The sequence below is a fragment of the Pseudomonas sp. CP-1 genome (genome assembly GCF_021213715.1).
In the GTDB taxonomy this organism is placed as follows: Bacteria; Pseudomonadota; Gammaproteobacteria; order Pseudomonadales; family Pseudomonadaceae; genus Pseudomonas; species Pseudomonas aeruginosa.
Genome location: NZ_JAJQKY010000026.1, coordinates 1 through 19,041, shown reverse-complemented (window position 1 = coordinate 19,041; position 19,041 = coordinate 1). Strand labels below are relative to the sequence as shown.

General features: G+C 61.8%; 17 protein-coding genes and 1 pseudogene. 4 read left to right on the top strand and 14 right to left on the bottom strand.

Features of this window, described 5'->3' with window-relative positions; all coding sequences use genetic code 11:
- Nucleotides 1-9: 9 nt before the first annotated feature.
- The 13 genes from LT948_RS29985 to rpmH form a co-directional block, all read right to left on the bottom strand.
- Entirely contained in the window at nucleotides 10-480 is a 471-nt protein-coding gene (locus tag LT948_RS29985) for a F0F1 ATP synthase subunit B (protein WP_003100235.1), read from the bottom strand.
- Nucleotides 481-537: 57 nt separating this feature from the next.
- Nucleotides 538-795, bottom strand: coding sequence for a F0F1 ATP synthase subunit C (gene atpE / locus LT948_RS29980; protein WP_003097235.1), 258 nt, complete (start codon nucleotides 793-795; stop codon nucleotides 538-540).
- Between the two features lie 49 nt (nucleotides 796-844).
- The gene (gene atpB / locus LT948_RS29975) at nucleotides 845-1,714 is read right to left on the bottom strand and encodes a F0F1 ATP synthase subunit A (RefSeq protein ID WP_003097238.1); all 870 of its coding nucleotides are present in this window, start codon (nucleotides 1,712-1,714) and stop codon (nucleotides 845-847) included.
- A gap of 16 nt (nucleotides 1,715-1,730) precedes the next feature.
- Nucleotides 1,731-2,111 (bottom strand): F0F1 ATP synthase subunit I, encoded by a 381-nt coding sequence (locus tag LT948_RS29970; protein WP_003097239.1) that lies wholly within the window; start codon nucleotides 2,109-2,111, stop codon nucleotides 1,731-1,733.
- Nucleotides 2,112-2,274: 163 nt separating this feature from the next.
- Entirely contained in the window at nucleotides 2,275-3,147 is an 873-nt protein-coding gene (locus LT948_RS29965) for a ParB/RepB/Spo0J family partition protein (RefSeq protein WP_003100240.1), read from the bottom strand.
- 9 nt (nucleotides 3,148-3,156) lie between these two features.
- Nucleotides 3,157-3,945, bottom strand: coding sequence for a chromosome partitioning protein Soj (soj, locus tag LT948_RS29960; protein WP_003097243.1), 789 nt, complete (start codon nucleotides 3,943-3,945; stop codon nucleotides 3,157-3,159).
- A gap of 18 nt (nucleotides 3,946-3,963) precedes the next feature.
- Nucleotides 3,964-4,608 carry a 16S rRNA (guanine(527)-N(7))-methyltransferase RsmG gene (rsmG, locus tag LT948_RS29955; protein ID WP_003100242.1) on the bottom strand — a complete coding sequence of 215 codons (645 nt, stop codon included), beginning with the start codon at nucleotides 4,606-4,608 and terminating at the stop codon, nucleotides 3,964-3,966.
- Entirely contained in the window at nucleotides 4,608-6,500 is a 1,893-nt protein-coding gene (gene mnmG, locus LT948_RS29950) for a tRNA uridine-5-carboxymethylaminomethyl(34) synthesis enzyme MnmG (RefSeq protein WP_003114649.1), read from the bottom strand. Before mnmG ends, rsmG begins: the two co-directional genes overlap by 1 nt.
- Nucleotides 6,501-6,973: 473 nt before the next feature.
- Nucleotides 6,974-7,198: a hypothetical protein gene (locus tag LT948_RS29945; RefSeq protein ID WP_003097251.1), complete on the bottom strand. Its 225-nt coding sequence runs from the start codon at nucleotides 7,196-7,198 to the stop codon at nucleotides 6,974-6,976.
- A 482-nt stretch (nucleotides 7,199-7,680) separates the two neighbouring features.
- On the bottom strand, nucleotides 7,681-9,048 hold the full coding sequence (gene mnmE, locus LT948_RS29940) for a tRNA uridine-5-carboxymethylaminomethyl(34) synthesis GTPase MnmE (protein WP_023092814.1): 1,368 nt from the start codon (nucleotides 9,046-9,048) through the stop codon (nucleotides 7,681-7,683).
- Nucleotides 9,049-9,118: 70 nt separating this feature from the next.
- Nucleotides 9,119-10,855 (bottom strand): membrane protein insertase YidC, encoded by a 1,737-nt coding sequence (gene yidC / locus LT948_RS29935; RefSeq protein WP_003097255.1) that lies wholly within the window; start codon nucleotides 10,853-10,855, stop codon nucleotides 9,119-9,121.
- A 240-nt stretch (nucleotides 10,856-11,095) separates the two neighbouring features.
- A complete protein-coding gene (gene rnpA, locus LT948_RS29930) occupies nucleotides 11,096-11,503 on the bottom strand; it encodes a ribonuclease P protein component (protein WP_023092815.1) in 408 nt (135 codons plus the stop codon).
- 14 nt (nucleotides 11,504-11,517) lie between these two features.
- A complete protein-coding gene (rpmH, locus tag LT948_RS29925) occupies nucleotides 11,518-11,652 on the bottom strand; it encodes a 50S ribosomal protein L34 (protein WP_003100258.1) in 135 nt (44 codons plus the stop codon).
- 525 nt (nucleotides 11,653-12,177) lie between these two features.
- Here rpmH and dnaA point away from each other — a divergent pair.
- The 4 genes and pseudogenes from dnaA (at nucleotide 12,178) to gyrB (ending at nucleotide 18,390) form a co-directional block, all read left to right on the top strand.
- Nucleotides 12,178-13,722: a chromosomal replication initiator protein DnaA gene (dnaA, locus tag LT948_RS29920; RefSeq protein ID WP_023083824.1), complete on the top strand. Its 1,545-nt coding sequence runs from the start codon at nucleotides 12,178-12,180 to the stop codon at nucleotides 13,720-13,722.
- A gap of 28 nt (nucleotides 13,723-13,750) precedes the next feature.
- On the top strand, nucleotides 13,751-14,854 hold the full coding sequence (gene dnaN / locus LT948_RS29915) for a DNA polymerase III subunit beta (protein ID WP_003097262.1): 1,104 nt from the start codon (nucleotides 13,751-13,753) through the stop codon (nucleotides 14,852-14,854).
- Between the two features lie 9 nt (nucleotides 14,855-14,863).
- Nucleotides 14,864-15,966: pseudogene (recF, locus tag LT948_RS29910) on the top strand (DNA replication/repair protein RecF).
- A 3-nt stretch (nucleotides 15,967-15,969) separates the two neighbouring features.
- Nucleotides 15,970-18,390: a DNA topoisomerase (ATP-hydrolyzing) subunit B gene (gene gyrB, locus LT948_RS29905; protein WP_003097268.1), complete on the top strand. Its 2,421-nt coding sequence runs from the start codon at nucleotides 15,970-15,972 to the stop codon at nucleotides 18,388-18,390.
- A gap of 209 nt (nucleotides 18,391-18,599) precedes the next feature.
- Here the strand turns inward: gyrB and LT948_RS29900 are convergent.
- Nucleotides 18,600-19,041 (bottom strand): integrase core domain-containing protein (locus tag LT948_RS29900; RefSeq protein WP_232197149.1); only part of this gene is annotated, 442 nt, incomplete at its 5' end.

Sequence of the window (19,041 nt, the reverse complement as noted above, 5' to 3'; positions counted from 1 at the left end):
CGCCCTCGCTTAGATCTCGGCTGCCAGTTTGGAAACCAGCTGCTCGTGCGCGTTTGCGTCGATCGAAGCACCCAGGATCTTCTCTGCGCCGGTGACGGCCAGGGCACCCACTTGGGCACGCAGGGCGTCCTTGACGCTGTTCAGTTCCTGTTCGATTTCCGCTTGGGCCTGGGCCTTCAGGCGTTCGCCTTCGGTACGGGCCTGGTCGCGGGCTTCATCGACGATCTGGTTAGCGCGTTTCTTCGCCTGTTCGACGATTTCGGCTGCCTGAGCCTTGGCTTCGCGCAGTTGCTGGCCCGCTTTCTCATGAGCCAGCTCCAGATCACGAGCCGCGCGGTTGGCAGCGTCCAGGCCGTCAGCGATCTTCTTCTGACGCTCTTGCAGAGCCGCGATGACCGGAGGCCACACGAACTTCATGCAGAACAGCACAAAGATGAAGAACGCAACGGACTGGCCAATCAGGGTTGCATTAATGTTCACGCCAACACCTCGCTCGTTCGTTGTCCGTCAAACACTCAAATCGAATGATTCGAGTGATTAGCCGGCGATTTGACCAACGAAGGGATTCGCGAAGGTGAAGAACAGGGCGATACCCACACCGATCATGGTCACGGCGTCCAGCAGGCCGGCGACGATGAACATTTTCACCTGCAGCATCGGAACCATTTCAGGCTGACGAGCTGCGCCTTCCAGGAACTTGCCACCCAGCAGACCGAAACCGATGGCGGTACCCAGGGCACCCAGGCCAATCAGCAGAGCAACGGCGATAGCAGTCAGTCCAACTACAGTTTCCATTTTTCCTCCCGACTTTTTGTCGTGTTGGTTAAAGGTTGAAGCGAATCGATTAATGGTTGTCTTCGTGCGCCATCGACAGGTAGACGATGGTCAGCATCATGAAGATGAAGGCCTGCAGGGTGATGATCAGGATGTGGAACACAGCCCACGCCCAGTTCAGGGCTACGCCCAGGGCACTCAGCAGGAACATTCCGCTACCGAACATGACGGCGATCAGAATGAAGATCAGTTCGCCGGCATACATGTTGCCGAACAGACGCAGCGCCAGCGAAACCGGCTTGGCGATCAGGGTCACGAACTCGAGCAGGAAGTTCACCGGAATCAGCAGGATCTGAACGACGATGTTCTTGCTGCTGAAGGGGTGCAGGGTCAGTTCACCGAGGAAGCCGCCGATGCCCTTGACCTTGATGCTGTAGAAGATGATCAGGGCGAACACCGAGATCGACAGGCCGAGGGTGGCGTTCGGGTCGGTGGTGGCCACCGCGCGGAAGAACAGGTGCTCGTCGCCGGTGATCTTCGCGGCCAGCATCGGCAGGTAGTCCACCGGAACCAGGTCGATCAGGTTGAGCAGGAAGATCCAGACGAACACGGTCAGGGCCAGGGGCGCGATCAACGGGTTGCGCCCGTGGAAGGTGTCCTTGACGCTGGTGTCGACGAACTCGACCATCACCTCGACGAAGTTCTGCAGTCCACCCGGCTGGCCGCTGGTGGCCTTCTTGGCTGCCAGGCGGAAGATGAACAGGAACACCACGCCGAGCAGTACCGACCAGCCCAGGGTGTCTACGTGGAATGCCCAGAAGCCCATTTCCTTGGCTTGCTCGGCGGTGTGGGCGAACCCCCAATCACCATTAGGCAGACGCCCGAAGGTCAGGTTCTGCAAGTGGTGCTGGATGTAACCCGAAGCGGTTTCTGCTGCCATGTTTGCCTCAATCGCTCTAAGGTCTTGTAAATGTTTTTCCCATCAGCAGGGGTGCGCACCAGCTGACCATCAGGGTCAGCAGATAGACACCGAACAGAGCCGGCGCCATCAGTGGCTTCACGCCTGCGAACGCCAGTGCGAAGAGCACCGCCGTCAGAATCAGTTTCCCGGCTTCGCCCGCATAGAAAGAGCGAACGATTTCCCGGGCAGCCCGCGCTCCGCTGAAACGGAACGCTTTGTAGGCGAAATAACAATTCGGCAACCAGGCGATCATCCCTCCCAGCAGTCCGGAATATCCGGCTACCGGTCCCCAAGAAATCCACAGGGAGATCGCAGCAACAAGCACTACTACCAGTTGGACGAGCAGCAATCTGAATGCCGGCAGGCGACTTGGCATGCGGGACTCCATCGCGCTCTCAGTCTTCTGGTGTCGGCACTGCCAAATCAACGACTTGGCATAAAAAGTGCCCACAAAATAGCGCGCAGAGTATAGGGGGGGAGTCCCCCCTGTTCAACTGGCTGGTAGTGATTTCCGACTACCCGCTACAACCCAAAGTGTGTCAACGGATGTGGGCGAGAACGCCCTGCAGTTCATCCAGGGAGCTGTAGCGGATGACCAACTGTCCCTTGCCCTTCTGACCATGCCGGATCTGCACCGAAGCGCCCAGGCGCTCGGCCAGGCGCTGTTCCAGGCGGGCGATGTCCGGGTCGCTCTTGACCGGTCCCGCAGGCTTGCCCGGGGCATGCGTCCACTGCCGAACCAGGGCTTCGGTCTGACGTACGGTCAGCCCATGTGCGACAACATGTCGCGCCCCTTCCACCTGCCGTTCTGCCGGCAGACCGAGGAGCGCACGGGCGTGGCCCATCTCCAGGTCGCCATGGGAAAGCAGGGTCTTGATCTCTTCCGGCAGGCCGATCAGGCGCAGCAGGTTGGTAATGGTCGCGCGCGACTTGCCGACCGCTTCCGCGACCTGCTGCTGGGTCAGCTGGAACTCCTGCTGCAAGCGCTGCAGGGCAGCGGCTTCCTCGATCGGGTTGAGGTCCTCGCGCTGGATGTTCTCGATCAGCGCCATGGCGATGGCCGCTTCGTCCGGCACGTCGCGCACCAGCGCCGGGATCTTTTCCAGTCCGGCCTGCTGGCTGGCCCGCCAGCGCCGCTCGCCGGCGATGATCTCGTAGCGGCCATTGGCGATCGGCCGCACCACGATGGGCTGCATCACGCCCTGGGCCTTGATCGACTGCGCCAGTTCCTCCAGCGCCTGAGGGTCCATGTCGCGACGCGGCTGGTACTTGCCGCGCTGCATCAGGTCGAGGGGGATCTGCTGCAACTCGCGGCGGTCGGCCTGTACGGCTTCCTCCTGCAGTTTGGCGGGACTCGAGCCGCCCAGCAGGGCATCGAGCCCGCGTCCCAGTCCACGTTTCTTGGCTGCCATGCGGGTTCCTTATGCGGTTGCGGCGCGGCCTTTGGCGCGCTGGCGGCGGACCAGCTCGCCGGCCAGCGCCAGGTAGGCGATGGCGCCGCGGGATTGCTTGTCGTAAACCAGCGCCGGCATGCCGAAGCTGGGGGCTTCGGCGAGGCGCACGTTACGCGGGATGACGGTGCTGTAGAGGGTGTCGCCGAAATGCTCCTGCAACTGTGCGGAGACATCGTTGGTCAGGCTGATGCGCGGATCGTACATGGTCCGCAACAGACCCTCGATCTTCAGCGTCGGGTTGAGCAACTGGCCGATGCGCTGGATGCTGTTCATCAGGTCGGTCAGCCCCTCCAGCGCGTAGTACTCGCACTGCATGGGGATGATCACGCCGTCGGCGGCGGTCAGCGCGTTGACGGTGAGCATCGACAGCGACGGCGGGCAGTCGATGAGGATGTAGTCGTAGTTCTCGCGGATCGGCGCCAGCGCGTTGCGCAGGCGATTTTCCTTCATGTCCATTTCCAGCAGCACCACTTCCGCGGCGGTCAGGTCGCGGTTGGCCGGCAGCAACTGGTAGCCGCCGTGTTCGGAGAACTGCATGGCCTCGGCGAGGTTGCACTCGCCGGTGAGCACGTCGTAGATGGAGTGCTCCAGGTTGTGCTTGTCGATGCCGCTGCCGGTGGTGGCGTTGCCCTGGGGATCCAGGTCCAGCAGGAGGACGCGGCGCTTGGTCGCCACGAGGGAGGCCGCGAGGTTGATACAGGTCGTGGTCTTGCCGACACCGCCTTTCTGGTTGGCGATCGCGAATACCTTAGCCATGGTTATCCCTGTTCCCCCTCATGCTGTGCGCCGCAGTATCAGCAGATGCCGCTGACCTTGGCAACCGGGTACCGCCAGCGCGTGCTCGGCTTCGACCCGGAAATCCTCCGGGAGTGCCGCCAGCTCTTCGTTCGGATGCACGCCCTTCATCGCCAGCCAGCGGGTTTCCTGGCCACCGAGGTGGCGGGTCCAGTTGGCGAAGTCCTCCAGGCTGCTGAAAGCGCGGGAAACGATGCCATCGAAGGGGCTCTCGGGACGGAAGGCTTCCACCCGGCTGTGCACGACTTCGAGGTTGGCCAGCTTCAGCTCGAGCTTCACCTGGGTCAGGAAGCGGGTCTTCTTGCCGTTGCTGTCGAGCAGGGTCAGGCGCTTTTCCGGGAACAGAATGGCCAGCGGCACGCCGGGCATGCCGCCGCCGCTGCCGACATCCAGCCAGTTATCCCCAGCCTCGGCATAAGGCACGATGCTCAGGCTGTCGAGCAGGTGGCGCGAAACCATCTCGTCCGGGTCGCGTACGGCGGTCAGGTTGTAGGCCTTGTTCCATTTGATCAGCAGGGCCAGGTAGGCCAGCAGCTGGCGTTGCTTGTCGGCGTCGAGGGCGACGCCTAGCTCGTCAGCACCGCGCGCGAGTTCGTCGGCGTGGTGTTGGGTTACCGCAGACATCAAGCGCTCTGCTCCAGTTGGCGGCCAGAGGCACGCTTCTTCAGGTGGATCAACAACAGCGAAATCGCAGCCGGCGTGACGCCGGGGATCCGCGAAGCCTGTCCGAGGGTTTCCGGACGGGCCTGGTTCAGCTTGTTCTGGATTTCCTTCGACAGGCCGGAAATCCCCAGGTAATCGATATCCACAGGCAGGCGGGTATCTTCGCTGGCGCGCAGACGGGAGATTTCCTCCTGCTGGCGGTCGATGTAGCCGGCGTACTTGGTGCGAATCTCCACCTGCTCGGCCACCTGGGGGTTATCCACAGCGTTGCCGGTGATCTCCACCAGGCCGGCGTAATCGATCTCGGGGCGGCTCAGCAGGTTGAGCAGATTGTATTCATGGGTCAGCGGCGTACCGAAGCGCTCGGCGATGGCGTCGCCCTGCGGGGTATTCGGCCGCACCCAGGTGCTCTTCAGCCGCTGTTCCTCGCGTTCGATACCTTCGCGCTTGGCTTCGAAGGCAGCCCAGCGCCGATCGTCGACAAGGCCCAGCTCGCGTCCCTTCTCGGTGAGACGCAGGTCGGCGTTGTCCTCGCGGAGGATCAGGCGGTATTCCGCCCGCGAGGTGAACATGCGGTACGGCTCCTGGGTGCCGAGCGTGATCAGGTCGTCCACCAGCACGCCGATGTAGGCCTCGTCGCGGCGCGGGCACCAGCTGTCCTTGCCTTGCGAACGCAACGCAGCATTGGCGCCGGCCAGCAGGCCCTGGGCGCCAGCTTCCTCGTAGCCGGTGGTGCCGTTGATCTGGCCGGCGAAGAACAGGCCGCCGATGACCTTGGTCTCCAGGCTGTACCTGAGATCGCGGGGATCGAAGAAGTCGTACTCGATCGCATAGCCCGGCCGCACGATGTGGGCGTTTTCCATGCCACGGATGGAACGCACGATCTGCAGTTGCACGTCGAACGGCAGGGACGTGGAAATGCCGTTGGGATACAGCTCGTGGGTCGTCAGGCCTTCCGGCTCGAGGAAGACCTGGTGGCTTTCCTTGTCGGCGAAGCGATGGATCTTGTCTTCGATCGAAGGGCAGTAGCGCGGGCCGATGCCTTCGATCACACCGGAATACATCGGCGAACGATCGAGATTGGCGGCGATGATCTCGTGGGTCCGGGCGTTGGTATGGGTGATCCAGCAACTGACCTGCTCGGGATGCTGTTCCTTCGAACCGAGGAAGGACATCACCGGGATCGGCGTGTCGCCCGGCTGCTCGGTCATCACCGAGAAGTCCACGCTGCGCCCGTCGATCCGCGGCGGCGTACCGGTCTTCAGCCGGCCGACCCGCAGCGGCAATTCACGCAGACGACGCGCCAGTGCGATGGACGGCGGGTCGCCGGCGCGTCCGCCTGAGTAGTTCTCCAGGCCGATGTGGATAAGTCCGCCGAGGAAGGTGCCGGTAGTCAGGACCACGTTGTCGGCATGGAAGCGCAGTCCCATCTGGGTCACTACGCCGCGGACCTGATCCTGCTCGACGATCAGGTCGTCGCAGGCCTGCTGGAATATCCACAGGTTCGGCTGGTTTTCCAGTGTATGGCGGATAGCGGCCTTATAGAGCACGCGATCGGCTTGTGCACGAGTGGCGCGCACTGCCGGCCCCTTGCGGCTGTTAAGGATGCGGAACTGGATACCGCCCTTGTCGGTGGCTTCGGCCATGGCGCCGCCAAGGGCGTCGATTTCCTTGACCAGATGGCTCTTGCCGATGCCGCCGATGGCGGGGTTGCAGCTCATCTGCCCCAGGGTTTCCACATTGTGGGTCAACAGCAGGGTTTTCACACCCATGCGCGCAGCCGCGAGTGCGGCTTCGGTGCCTGCATGGCCACCGCCGATCACGATTACGTCAAAACGGGTAGGAAAATCCACCACGCACCTCGGCCTGTTCAGAAGCAGGAATTCAGGAAAGCCGGACAGTATAAGGATTTAGCGAACCTGAATGAAGACTCCTGGACAAAAAATAGCCAATCCAGATCGAGGGAGCAAAACGGCTCGGCGGGCTTACAAAAAATAAAAGGAAAGGAATGTTTATATCTTTTTAGAACTTGTGTTTATTACTTAGCAGCGGCTTTTCTGTTGATAAGTACGTCGAGCCCAGTAAAGACATAGCCTGTAGCGAATGATAAGGCTGTCCCAAACCCTATCTGGGCCCTGTTGATAAGCGTTTTTTAGCTGTGGATGGAATGGCTCGTTATCAACATGTGGAGTTATGCACAGAGCTTCGGCGGGTTTATCTACCCTCCTGTCCCTGGGGTTTTCCACAGGTTTCAGGCGAGCGTATCCGGGCCGCGGCAGGACCGCAGCCAGGTAGGAAGAAGGAGGTGGAAAGGCGTGGGAAAGGCTCAGTCGTTGCCGCTTTCCAGCGTATCGATGGATGACGACAGGCGCTCGAAGCGGCGCTTGGCGGAGACCTGGAAATCCCGCTCGGAGCCCTCGTTAGCGGGTTTGCGCAGCAGTAGCCGAGCACTGAGCCCGCTAGTGCGGTCGTAACTGCCGAACCAGTCGATCATCTGTCCGACATGGCATTCGCCGCCGAGCCATACCGCCAGGTTGGCTACGATCTCCATGTTGTAGTGTCCGAGTGCTCGCCCTGGGACGCCTTGGGAGCCGAAGGCGAGGGCCGCGCCTGGCCGGTATCGACGGAGTCCAGGGTCTGCAACAGCTCTTTTCGCAGAATCTCTTCCAGGCTTGTGGGTAAATCGCTTACCGGGTTGTCTTGCGTGCACGGAACGTCCCGGCGCGTGGCGATAGCGCCAGGCGAGACAACGGGATAGATACGCCGTTCGAGAGGGAGATTGACCACAGCGCAGCGCCTTCGCGGACTCCGGATCGGAGCGCGGTGCCTGTGCATAAACCTCTCCCAGGTGGATATCCATCCCATGCAGACCGACATCGGCGCAGATGGTTTTCTCCGGGACGAAGCGGCGCGCCGGCAATCCATGCCTGCGTGGTTGAGTGTCGGCGGCAAGGGGCACAGTGAAAGGAAAGTACGCAGAACCGGAGCGAACCTTGCCCTGGTTATCCACAACTCGGCGTGGGCCGAGCCCCATTACTTGCCGATGCAGAAACTCGAGAAGATGCGACCCAGCAGGTCGTCGGGGGTGAATGCGCCGGTGATTTCACCCAGGTGCTGCTGGGCCTGGCGCAGATTCTCGGCCAGCAGCTCGCCTGCGCCATTGTGGATAAGTTGGCTGTGGCCATGCTCCAGCGCCTGGCCAGCCTGGCGCAGCGCCTCCAGGTGGCGCCGGCGGGCGCTGAAACCGCTTTCCGCGGTCTGTTCGAAGCCCATGCAGGCCTTCAGGTGTTCGCGCAGCAGCTCCAGGCCGGCGCCGGTGCGCGCCGAGAGGGTGATGGTGACGTGGCCGTCCGCGCTTTCCTCGAGGCCAATGGACTCTGTGGACAAATCCGCCTTGTTGCGGATCAGGGTGACCTTGCCCGGTTCCGGTCGCTGGTCGAGAAACTCCGGCCATAGGGAAAACGGGTCCGCTGCTTCCGGGGCGGTGGCGTCCACCACCAGCAGCACGCGATCGGCTTCGCCGATGGCTTTCAGCGCACGTTCCACGCCGATCTTTTCCACATGGTCCTCGGTATCCCGCAGGCCTGCGGTGTCCACCACATGCAGGGGCATGCCATCGATGTGGATATGTTCGCGCAGTACATCGCGGGTGGTGCCGGCTATGTCCGTGACGATGGCCGCCTCGCGACCGGCCAGGGCATTCAGCAGGCTGGACTTGCCGGCATTCGGTCGTCCGGCGATGACCACGGTCATGCCGTCGCGCAGCAGGGCGCCTTGGGAAGCTTCGCGCTGCACTGTGGATAATTCTGTGCGTACTTTTTCCAGAAGCCCCAGTACATGGCCATCGGCGAGGAAGTCGATTTCTTCCTCGGGGAAGTCGATGGCGGCTTCGACATAGATGCGCAGGGAAATCAGTTGCTCGGTCAATGCATGTACCCGGCGCGAGAATTCGCCCTGCAGGGAACGCAATGCATTGCGCGCGGCCTGCTCCGAGCTGGCCTCGATCAGATCGGCGATGGCTTCGGCCTGGGCCAGGTCGAGCTTGTCGTTGAGGAACGCGCGCTCGCTGAACTCGCCCGGTCGCGCCTGGCGGGCACCCAGTTCCAGACAACGCTGCACCAGCAGGTCGAGTACCACGGGGCCGCCGTGCCCCTGCAGTTCGAGTACGTCTTCGCCGGTGAACGAGTTCGGGCCGGGGAAATACAGTGACAGGCCTTCGTCGATCACCTGCCCACCGGCATCGAGGAACGGTCCGTAATGCGCATGCCGGGCTTTCAGCTGGCGTCCGCTCACGGCCACGGCCATCTGTCCGGCGAGGGGGCCGGAGACGCGGACGATTCCCACGCCGCCGCGGCCCTGGGCAGTAGCTATCGCGACGATGGTTTCGGTGGCGGCTTGCATGTGGATATCTCCGGATAGCAAGACGCCCCTCGAGGGGGCGTCTTGTTGTGGACAGTTTTCGCGATAGACGTCAGGCGGTCTTCGCGGCTGCCTCGATCTTGCGGGTAATGTACCACTGCTGAGCGATCGACAGGCAGTTGTTGACCACCCAGTACAGCACCAGACCGGCTGGGAACCAGAGGAAGAAGAAGGTGAAGATGATCGGCATCAGCTTCATCACCTTGGCCTGCATCGGGTCCGGCGGGGTCGGGTTGAGCATCTGCTGGATCAGCATGGTGCCGCCCATGACGATCGGCAGGATGAAGAACGGATCCTTCACCGACAGGTCGGTGATCCAGCCGAGCCACGGCGCCTGGCGCATTTCCACGCTTTCCAGGAGTACCCAGTAGAGGGAGAGGAAGACCGGCATCTGGACCAGGATCGGCAGGCAGCCGCCCAGCGGATTGATCTTCTCCTTCTTGTACAGCTCCATCATCGCCTGGGACATCTTCTGCCGATCGTCGCCGTGCTGTTCCTTGATCGCCTGCATCTTCGGCGACACCGCGCGCATGCGCGCCATCGAACGGTAGCTGGCGGCGGACAACGGGAAGAAGGCCAGCTTGATCAGGACGGTCAGGGCGATGATCGACCAGCCCCAGTTGCCGATCAGGCTGTGGATATGTTGCAGCAGCCAGAAGATCGGCTGGGCGATGAACCAGAGGAAACCGTAGTCGACGGTCAGTTCCAGGCCCGGGGAGAGTTCCTTCAGGTGCTTCTGGAGTTTCGGGCCGGCATACAGGGTCAGGTCGGTTTCCACCTTGCTACCCGCCGGAACGCTCAGGGTCGGGCCGGTGAAACCGACGATGTAGTTGCCCTGGCCGTCCTTGCGGGTCATGACCTGGTGCTGCTCGCCCTTGGTCGGAACCCAGGCGGTCACGAAGTAGTGTTGCAGCCAGGCGACCCAGCCACCCTGCACGGACTCCTTGAACTGTTCCTTGTCCATGTCCTTGGTGGAGATCTTCTTGTACGGCGAATCCGGGGTCCAGACCGCGGCGCCGAGGTAGGTGGACACCCCGGTGGCGGTGGTCGAGGACGGGTCGGCGCTGCCGTCGCGCTTGAGCTGGGCGAACAGGTTGCCGCTCCAGGTCTTGCCGCTCTGGTTGTCGATCAGGTAGCTGACGCCGACCTGATAGGCGTTTTCATTGATGCACTCGATCTTCTTCTGAGCCTTTTCCTTGTCCGAGCAATCGGCTTTCAGGCCACGGTGGAAGGTGAAGCGCTTGATGTAGTTGACACCGTCGTGGCTGAAGCTCAGGTCCACGACCAGTTCGTTCTGGCCGTCGGCCAACTGGTAGCTGCTCTGCGCACTGTGGAACAGCGGGCGGCCGGCGCTGCTGGCGTCCGGGCCGTCGGCACCGGTGAGGCCGCTCTGCGCCAGGTAGGTACGTTCGCGACCGTTGTCGAACAGCGGGAACGGCACGTCCGGACGGTCCAGGCGGCGCGGATACTGCAACAGGCCGAGCTGGACGATATCGCCGCCACGGGGATCGATGGCCAGGTCGAGGACGTCGGTCTTCACCTGGATCAGCTTGTCGCTGACCGCAACCGGCTTGTCGGCGGCTTCGCTGCCGGCCGCGCTGCTCTGGGCAGTGGGAACGTCACTGCTGGTGCCCGAGGCGGACGGAGTGTCCGGCAGGCCTTGCGTGGTGTTCATCGAAGCGCTGGCGGCGGGCAGCTCAGGCTGACCGTAATCCTTGTTCCACTGGAGAACCAGCAGGTAGGACACGACTGCAAGGGCGACGATGAGAATCGAGCGTTGAATGTCCATGGTTACTCGGCCATCGAGAAAGGGCGGTGCTTGAAGGAAACTGACAGTAGCAGATCGCGGCTACGGGATTGCCAGTGATGGAGCCGAGTGGAGGAAACCGCACTCGGGCGACCATTGCGTCGCGGGCCATGCTGCGCGATAGCCTCGTACGCTAGGGAAGTACAACTTGGCTGGGAACGACGGTGCCGGGTCATCGAAGGGGGGATGACACTACAGGGATCGGGATGCGCGGGCATCGACCTATGCATGAGTACCGTCGGCCACGCCAGGGGCGTCAGCAGGGCTTTCCGTGCGAGGTCGATTGCGCAACAGGCGTTTCCAGAGCTTGCCGAACTGCTGGTGCAGCTCCGGATTTTCCAGTTCGCCCAGGCCTTTGCGCGCGATCACCACGATATCCCAGCCAGCCAGGACTTCCTGGTTATGGCGGAACGATTCGCGGATCAGGCGTTTGAGGCGATTGCGCTGGACGGCGAGCTTGACGTTCTTCTTGCCGATCACCAGGCCCAGGCGGGGGTGATCGAGACCGTTCTCGCGCGCCAGCAGCAGGACGTGCTTGCCGGGGACCTTGCCGGTCGGAGAGTCGAAGACTGCGCTGAATTGCCGGGCTGTCAGTAGACGCTTGTCCCGGTCGAAGTCCCGACTCACCACCCGTACCGGATAAATCAGACGGTCAGACGCTTACGGCCTTTGGCGCGACGACGCGACAGAACCTGACGGCCGTTCTTGGTGGCCATACGGGCGCGGAAACCGTGGACGCGAGCGCGCTTGAGGGTGCTGGGTTGGAAAGTACGTTTCATGATTCGGTACCTGGGTTGACGACTTGAGGTCGCAGTGACCCCGTTTAAAGAGACCGGCGATTCTAGTGAAATCGAACGGGCAGGTCAATTTCCAACCAGCGATGACGTAATAGATAGATACAAGGAAGTCATTTTTCTTTTAAAGGATAGAAACGGTTAATGCTCTTGGGACGGCGCTTTTCTGTGCATAACTCGACGAAGCCCAGCAACTGCGTGTTTCTCCGGCAGGCAAAAGGTTGTCGAGAACCGGTGTCGAGGCTGTTTCCTTCCTGAGCGAAGCCTGGGGATGAACGAGATGGTTATCCACAGCGGTTTTTTCCACACGGCTGTGCGCAGGGATGTACCCCCTTCAAAGCAAGGGTTATCCACAAAGTACAGGACGACCGTCCGTCGGCCTGCCTGCTTTTATTAAGGTCTTGATTTGCTTGGGGCCTCAGCGCATCGGCATGTGGATAAGTCCGGCCCGTCCGGCTACAATAGGCGCTTATTTCGTTGTGCCGCCTTTCCAATCTTTGGGGGATATCCGTGTCCGTGGAACTTTGGCAGCAGTGCGTGGATCTTCTCCGCGATGAGCTGCCGTCCCAACAATTCAACACCTGGATCCGTCCCTTGCAGGTCGAAGCCGAAGGCGACGAATTGCGTGTGTATGCACCCAACCGTTTCGTCCTCGATTGGGTGAACGAGAAATACCTCGGTCGGCTTCTGGAACTGCTCGGTGAACGCGGCGAGGGTCAGTTGCCCGCCCTTTCCTTATTAATAGGCAGCAAGCGTAGCCGTACGCCGCGCGCCGCCATCGTCCCATCGCAGACCCACGTGGCTCCCCCGCCTCCGGTTGCTCCGCCGCCGGCGCCAGTGCAGCCGGTATCGGCCGCGCCCGTGGTGGTGCCACGTGAAGAGCTGCCGCCAGTGACGACGGCTCCCAGCGTGTCGAGCGACCCCTACGAGGCGGAAGAACCCAGCATCGATCCGCTGGCCGCCGCCATGCCGGCCGGAGCCGCGCCTGCGGTACGCACCGAGCGCAACGTCCAGGTCGAAGGCGCGCTGAAGCACACCAGCTATCTCAACCGTACCTTCACCTTCGAGAACTTCGTCGAGGGCAAGTCCAACCAGTTGGCCCGTGCCGCCGCCTGGCAGGTGGCGGACAACCTCAAGCACGGCTACAACCCGCTGTTCCTCTACGGTGGCGTCGGCCTGGGCAAGACCCACCTGATGCATGCGGTGGGCAACCACCTGCTGAAGAAGAACCCGAACGCCAAGGTGGTTTACCTGCATTCGGAACGTTTCGTCGCGGACATGGTGAAGGCCTTGCAGCTCAACGCCATCAACGAATTCAAGCGCTTCTACCGCTCGGTGGACGCACTGTTGATCGACGACATCCAGTTCTTCGCCCGTAAGGAGCGCTCCCAGGAGGAGTTCTTCCACACCTTCAATGCCCTTCTCGAAGGCGGCCAGCAGGTGATCCTCACCAGCGACCGCTATCCGAAGGAAATCGAAGGCCTGGAAGAGCGGCTGAAGTCCCGCTTCGGCTGGGGCCTGACGGTGGCCGTCGAGCCGCCGGAACTGGAAACCCGGGTGGCGATCCTGATGAAGAAGGCTGAGCAGGCGAAGATCGAGCTGCCGCACGATGCGGCCTTCTTCATCGCCCAGCGCATCCGTTCCAACGTGCGCGAACTGGAAGGTGCGCTGAAGCGGGTGATCGCCCACTCGCACTTCATGGGCCGGCCGATCACCATCGAGCTGATTCGCGAGTCGCTGAAGGACCTGTTGGCCCTTCAGGACAAGCTGGTCAGCATCGACAACATCCAGCGCACCGTCGCCGAGTACTACAAGATCAAGATATCCGATCTGTTGTCCAAGCGGCGTTCGCGCTCGGTGGCGCGCCCGCGCCAGGTGGCCATGGCGCTCTCCAAGGAGCTGACCAACCACAGCCTGCCGGAGATCGGCGTGGCCTTCGGCGGTCGGGATCACACCACGGTGTTGCACGCCTGTCGTAAGATCGCTCAACTTAGGGAATCCGACGCGGATATCCGCGAGGACTACAAGAACCTGCTGCGTACCCTGACAACCTGACGCAGCCCACGAGGCAAGGGACTAGACCATGCATTTCACCATTCAACGCGAAGCCCTGTTGAAACCGCTGCAACTGGTCGCCGGCGTCGTGGAACGCCGCCAGACATTGCCGGTTCTCTCCAACGTCCTGCTGGTGGTCGAAGGCCAGCAACTGTCGCTGACCGGCACCGACCTCGAGGTCGAGCTGGTTGGTCGCGTGGTACTGGAAGATGCCGCCGAACCCGGCGAGATCACCGTACCGGCGCGCAAGCTGATGGACATCTGCAAGAGCCTGCCGAACGACGTGCTGATCGACATCCGTGTCGAAGAGCAGAAACTCCTGGTGAAGGCCGGGCGTAGCCGCTTCACCCTGTCCACCCTGCCGGCCAACGATTTCCCCACCGTAGAGGAAGGTCCCGGCTCGCTGAACTTCAGCATTGCCCAGAGCAAGCTGCGTCGCCTGATCGACCGCACCAGCTTCGCCATGGCCCAGCAGGACGTGCGTTACTACCTCAACGGCATGCTGCTGGAAGTGAACGGTGGCACCCTGCGCTCCGTCGCCACCGACGGCCACCGACTGGCCATGTGCTCGCTGGATGCGCAGATCCCGTCGCAGGACCGCCACCAGGTGATCGTGCCGCGCAAAGGCATCCTCGAACTGGCTCGTCTGCTCACCGAGCAGGACGGCGAAGTCGGCATCGTCCTGGGCCAGCACCATATCCGTGCCACCACTGGCGAATTCACCTTCACTTCGAAGCTGGTGGACGGCAAGTTCCCGGACTACGAACGCGTACTGCCGCGCGGTGGCGACAAGCTGGTGGTCGGCGACCGCCAGCAACTGCGCGAAGCCTTCAGCCGTACCGCGATCCTCTCCAACGAAAAGTACCGCGGCATTCGCCTGCAGCTTTCCAACGGTTTGCTGAAAATCCAGGCGAACAACCCGGAGCAGGAGGAGGCCGAGGAAGAAGTGCAGGTCGAGTACAACGGCGGCAACCTGGAGATCGGCTTCAACGTCAGTTACCTGCTCGACGTGCTGGGTGTGATCGGTACCGAGCAGGTCCGCTTCATCCTTTCCGATTCCAACAGCAGCGCCCTGGTCCACGAGGCCGACAATGACGATTCTGCCTATGTCGTCATGCCGATGCGCCTCTAATCACGCTGAATGTCCCTGACCCGCGTTTCGGTCACCGCGGTGCGCAACCTGCACCCGGTGACCCTCTCCCCCTCCCCTCGCATCAACATCCTCTACGGCGATAATGGCAGCGGCAAGACCAGTGTGCTCGAAGCCATCCACCTGCTGGGCCTGGCGCGTTCATTCCGCAGTGCGCGCTTGCAGCCGGTGATCCAGTATGAGGAAGCGGCCTGCACCGTATTCGGCCAGGTGATGTTGGCCAACGGCATCGCCAGCAACCTGGGGATTTCCCGTGAGCGCCAGGGCGAGTTCACCATCCGCATCGATGGGCAGAATGCCCGGAGTGCGGCTCAATTGGCGGAAACTCTCCCACTGCAACTGATCAACCCGGACAGCTTTCGGTTGCTCGAGGGAGCGCCGAAGATCCGCCGACAGTTCCTCGATTGGGGAGTGTTCCACGTGGAACCTCGGTTTCTGCCCGTCTGGCAGCGCCTGCAGAAGGCGCTGCGCCAGCGGAACTCCTGGCTCCGGCATGGTAAACTGGACCCCGCGTCGCAAGCGGCCTGGGACCGGGAATTGAGCCTGGCCAGCGATGAGATCGATGCCTACCGCAGAAGCTATATCCAGGCGTTGAAACCGGTATTCGAGGAAACACTCGCCGAATTGGTTTCACTGGATGACCTGACCCTTAGCTACTACCGAGGCTGGGACAAGGACCGGGACCTCCTGGAGGTCCTGGCTTCCAGCCTGTTGCGCGACCAGCAGATGGGCCACACCCAGGCGGGACCGCAGCGTGCGGATCTTCGCATACGGTTGGCAGGTCATAACGCTGCGGAGATTCTCTCGCGCGGTCAGCAGAAGCTGGTGGTATGCGCCCTGCGCATCGCCCAAGGCCATCTGATCAATCGCGCCAAGCGCGGACAGTGCGTCTACCTGGTGGACGACCTGCCCTCGGAACTGGATGAGCAGCATCGAATGGCTCTTTGCCGCTTGCTTGAAGATTTGGGTTGCCAGGTATTCATCACCTGCGTGGACCCGCAACTATTGAAAGACGGCTGGCGCACGGATACGCCGGTATCCATGTTCCACGTGGAACATGGAAAAGTCTCTCAGACCACGACCATCGGGAGTGAAGCATGAGCGAGAACAACACGTACGACTCTTCCAGCATCAAGGTGCTGAAGGGGCTGGATGCCGTACGCAAGCGCCCCGGCATGTACATCGGCGACACCGACGATGGCACCGGTCTGCACCACATGGTGTTCGAGGTGGTGGATAACTCCATCGACGAAGCGCTGGCCGGTTACTGCAGCGAAATCAGCATCACCATCCATACGGATGAGTCGATCACTGTCCGCGACAATGGACGCGGTATTCCGGTGGATATCCACAAGGAAGAAGGGGTTTCTGCGGCGGAAGTGATCATGACCGTCCTCCACGCCGGCGGCAAGTTCGACGACAACACCTACAAGGTGTCCGGCGGCTTGCACGGTGTGGGCGTCTCGGTGGTGAACGCGCTTTCCCATGAGCTGCGCCTGACCATCCGTCGCCACAACAAGGTCTGGGAACAGGTCTACCACCACGGCGTTCCGCAGTTCCCACTGCGCGAAGTGGGCGAGACTGATGGCTCCGGTACCGAAGTTCACTTCAAGCCGTCCCCGGAGACCTTCAGCAACATCCACTTCAGTTGGGACATCCTGGCCAAGCGCATCCGCGAGCTGTCCTTCCTCAACTCCGGAGTCGGCATCCTGCTGCGCGACGAGCGTACCGGCAAGGAGGAGCTGTTCAAGTACGAAGGCGGTCTGAAGGCCTTCGTCGAGTACCTGAACACCAACAAGACCGCGGTGAACGAGGTATTCCACTTCAACGTCCAGCGTGAAGAGGACGGCGTGGGTGTGGAAGTCGCCTTGCAGTGGAACGACAGCTTCAACGAGAACCTGCTCTGCTTCACCAACAACATCCCGCAGCGTGACGGCGGCACCCACCTGGCCGGTTTCCGTTCGGCGCTGACGCGTAACCTGAACAACTACATCGAGGCCGAAGGCCTGGCGAAGAAGTTCAAGATCGCCACCACCGGCGACGATGCCCGCGAAGGCCTCACCGCGATCATCTCGGTGAAGGTACCGGACCCGAAGTTCAGCTCGCAGACCAAGGACAAGCTGGTCTCCTCCGAGGTGAAGACTGCGGTGGAACAGGAGATGGGCAAGTACTTCGCCGACTTCCTGCTGGAGAATCCCAACGAAGCCAAGGCCGTGGTCGGCAAGATGATCGACGCCGCCCGTGCCCGCGAGGCCGCGCGCAAGGCGCGCGAGATGACCCGCCGCAAGGGCGCGCTGGACATCGCCGGCCTGCCCGGCAAGCTGGCCGATTGCCAGGAAAAGGACCCGGCGCTCTCCGAACTGTACATCGTGGAGGGTGACTCCGCGGGCGGTTCCGCCAAGCAGGGCCGTAATCGCCGGACCCAGGCGATCCTGCCGCTCAAGGGCAAGATCCTCAACGTCGAGAAGGCACGCTTCGACAAGATGCTCTCCTCCCAGGAGGTCGGTACGCTGATCACCGCCCTGGGCTGTGGCATCGGCCGCGAGGAGTACAACATCGACAAGCTGCGCTACCACAACATCATCATCATGACCGATGCTGACGTCGACGGTTCGCACATCCGCACCCTGCTGTTGACCTTCTTCTTCCGCCAGATGCCCGAGCTGATCGAGCGTGGCTACATCTACATCGCCCAGCCCCCGTTGTACAAGGTCAAGCGCGGCAAGCAGGAGCAGTACATCAAGGACGACCAGGCCATGGAAGAGTACATGACCCAGTCGGCCCTGGAAGACGCCAGCCTGCACGTCAACGAGCACGCTCCGGGCCTGTCCGGGGCAGCGCTGGAGAAACTGGTCAACGAGTATCGCGGGGTGATCGCCACCCTCAAGCGCCTGTCGCGCCTGTACCCCCAGGAGCTGACCGAGCACTTCATCTACCTGCCTACCGTGTCGGTGGACGACCTGGCTAACGAGTCGGCCATGCAGGGCTGGTTGGAGAAGTTCCAGGCGCGCCTGACCGCCGCCGAGAAGTCTGGCCTGACCTACAAGGCCAGCCTGCGCGAAGACCGCGAGCGCCACCTCTGGCTGCCCGAGGTGGAACTGGTGGCCCACGGCCTGTCCAGCTACGTCACCTTCAACCGTGACTTCTTCGCCAGCAATGACTACCGCTCGGTGTCGCTGCTCGGCGACCAGCTGAACAGCCTGCTGGAAGACGGCGCCTACGTGCAGAAGGGTGAGCGCAAGCGCCCGATCAGCGCCTTCAAGGACGGCCTGGACTGGCTGATGGCCGAAGGTACCAAGCGCCACAGCATCCAGCGATACAAGGGGTTGGGCGAGATGAACCCTGAGCAGCTGTGGGAAACCACCATGGATCCGAACGTCCGGCGCATGCTCAAGGTGACCATCGAGGACGCCATCGCCGCCGACCAGATCTTCAACACCCTGATGGGCGATGCCGTGGAGCCGCGCCGCGACTTCATCGAAAGCAACGCGCTGGCGGTGTCGAACCTGGACGTGTGACAGGTTGTAGGCGGGCAAAGTTATTTGCCACTTCGGCCAGAGTTAAGCGGTTCGGCCAAAGTAATTTGCCTGTAGCTTGAAAGTAAAAGCCCCTGCTGACGCGAGTCCGCAGGGGCTTTTTGCTTAGCTGAGGTCTCTACTGGGCTGCGTTCCAATCGGCCAAGAAGGCAACAGTCAGGCGTGACCTGCCCCAGTTTTAGTACCGCTGCCTAGTTAGTAGGCCCTGGGGTTGATATTAATTTTTCCTGCTTCAGTTGCTGCTGGCGAGTTCGCCAACTTGCAGCAAATTCTGCCGGGGTGAGATTGCCAATCGCGCTGTGCGGTCGGTGTTCGTTGTAATCCCGCCGCCAGGCCGCAATGCGGATTCTCGCTTCGGCCAGCGAACAGAACCAGTGCTCATTGAGGCATTCGTCCCGGAACTTACCGTTGAACGACTCGATGAAGGCATTCTGCGTGGGCTTACCAGGCTGAATCAGCTTCAGCTTGATGTCGCGCTGATAGGCCCATTGATCGAGTGCCTTGCCGGTGAACTCGGGCCCTTGGTCGGTGCGGCTCGCTTTCGGGTAGCCGCGAAACCGCGCCATCTCGTCCAGCGCCCGTGTGACGCGAAAGCCGCTGATACCGTGCTCCACCAGGATGCCGACCGACTCC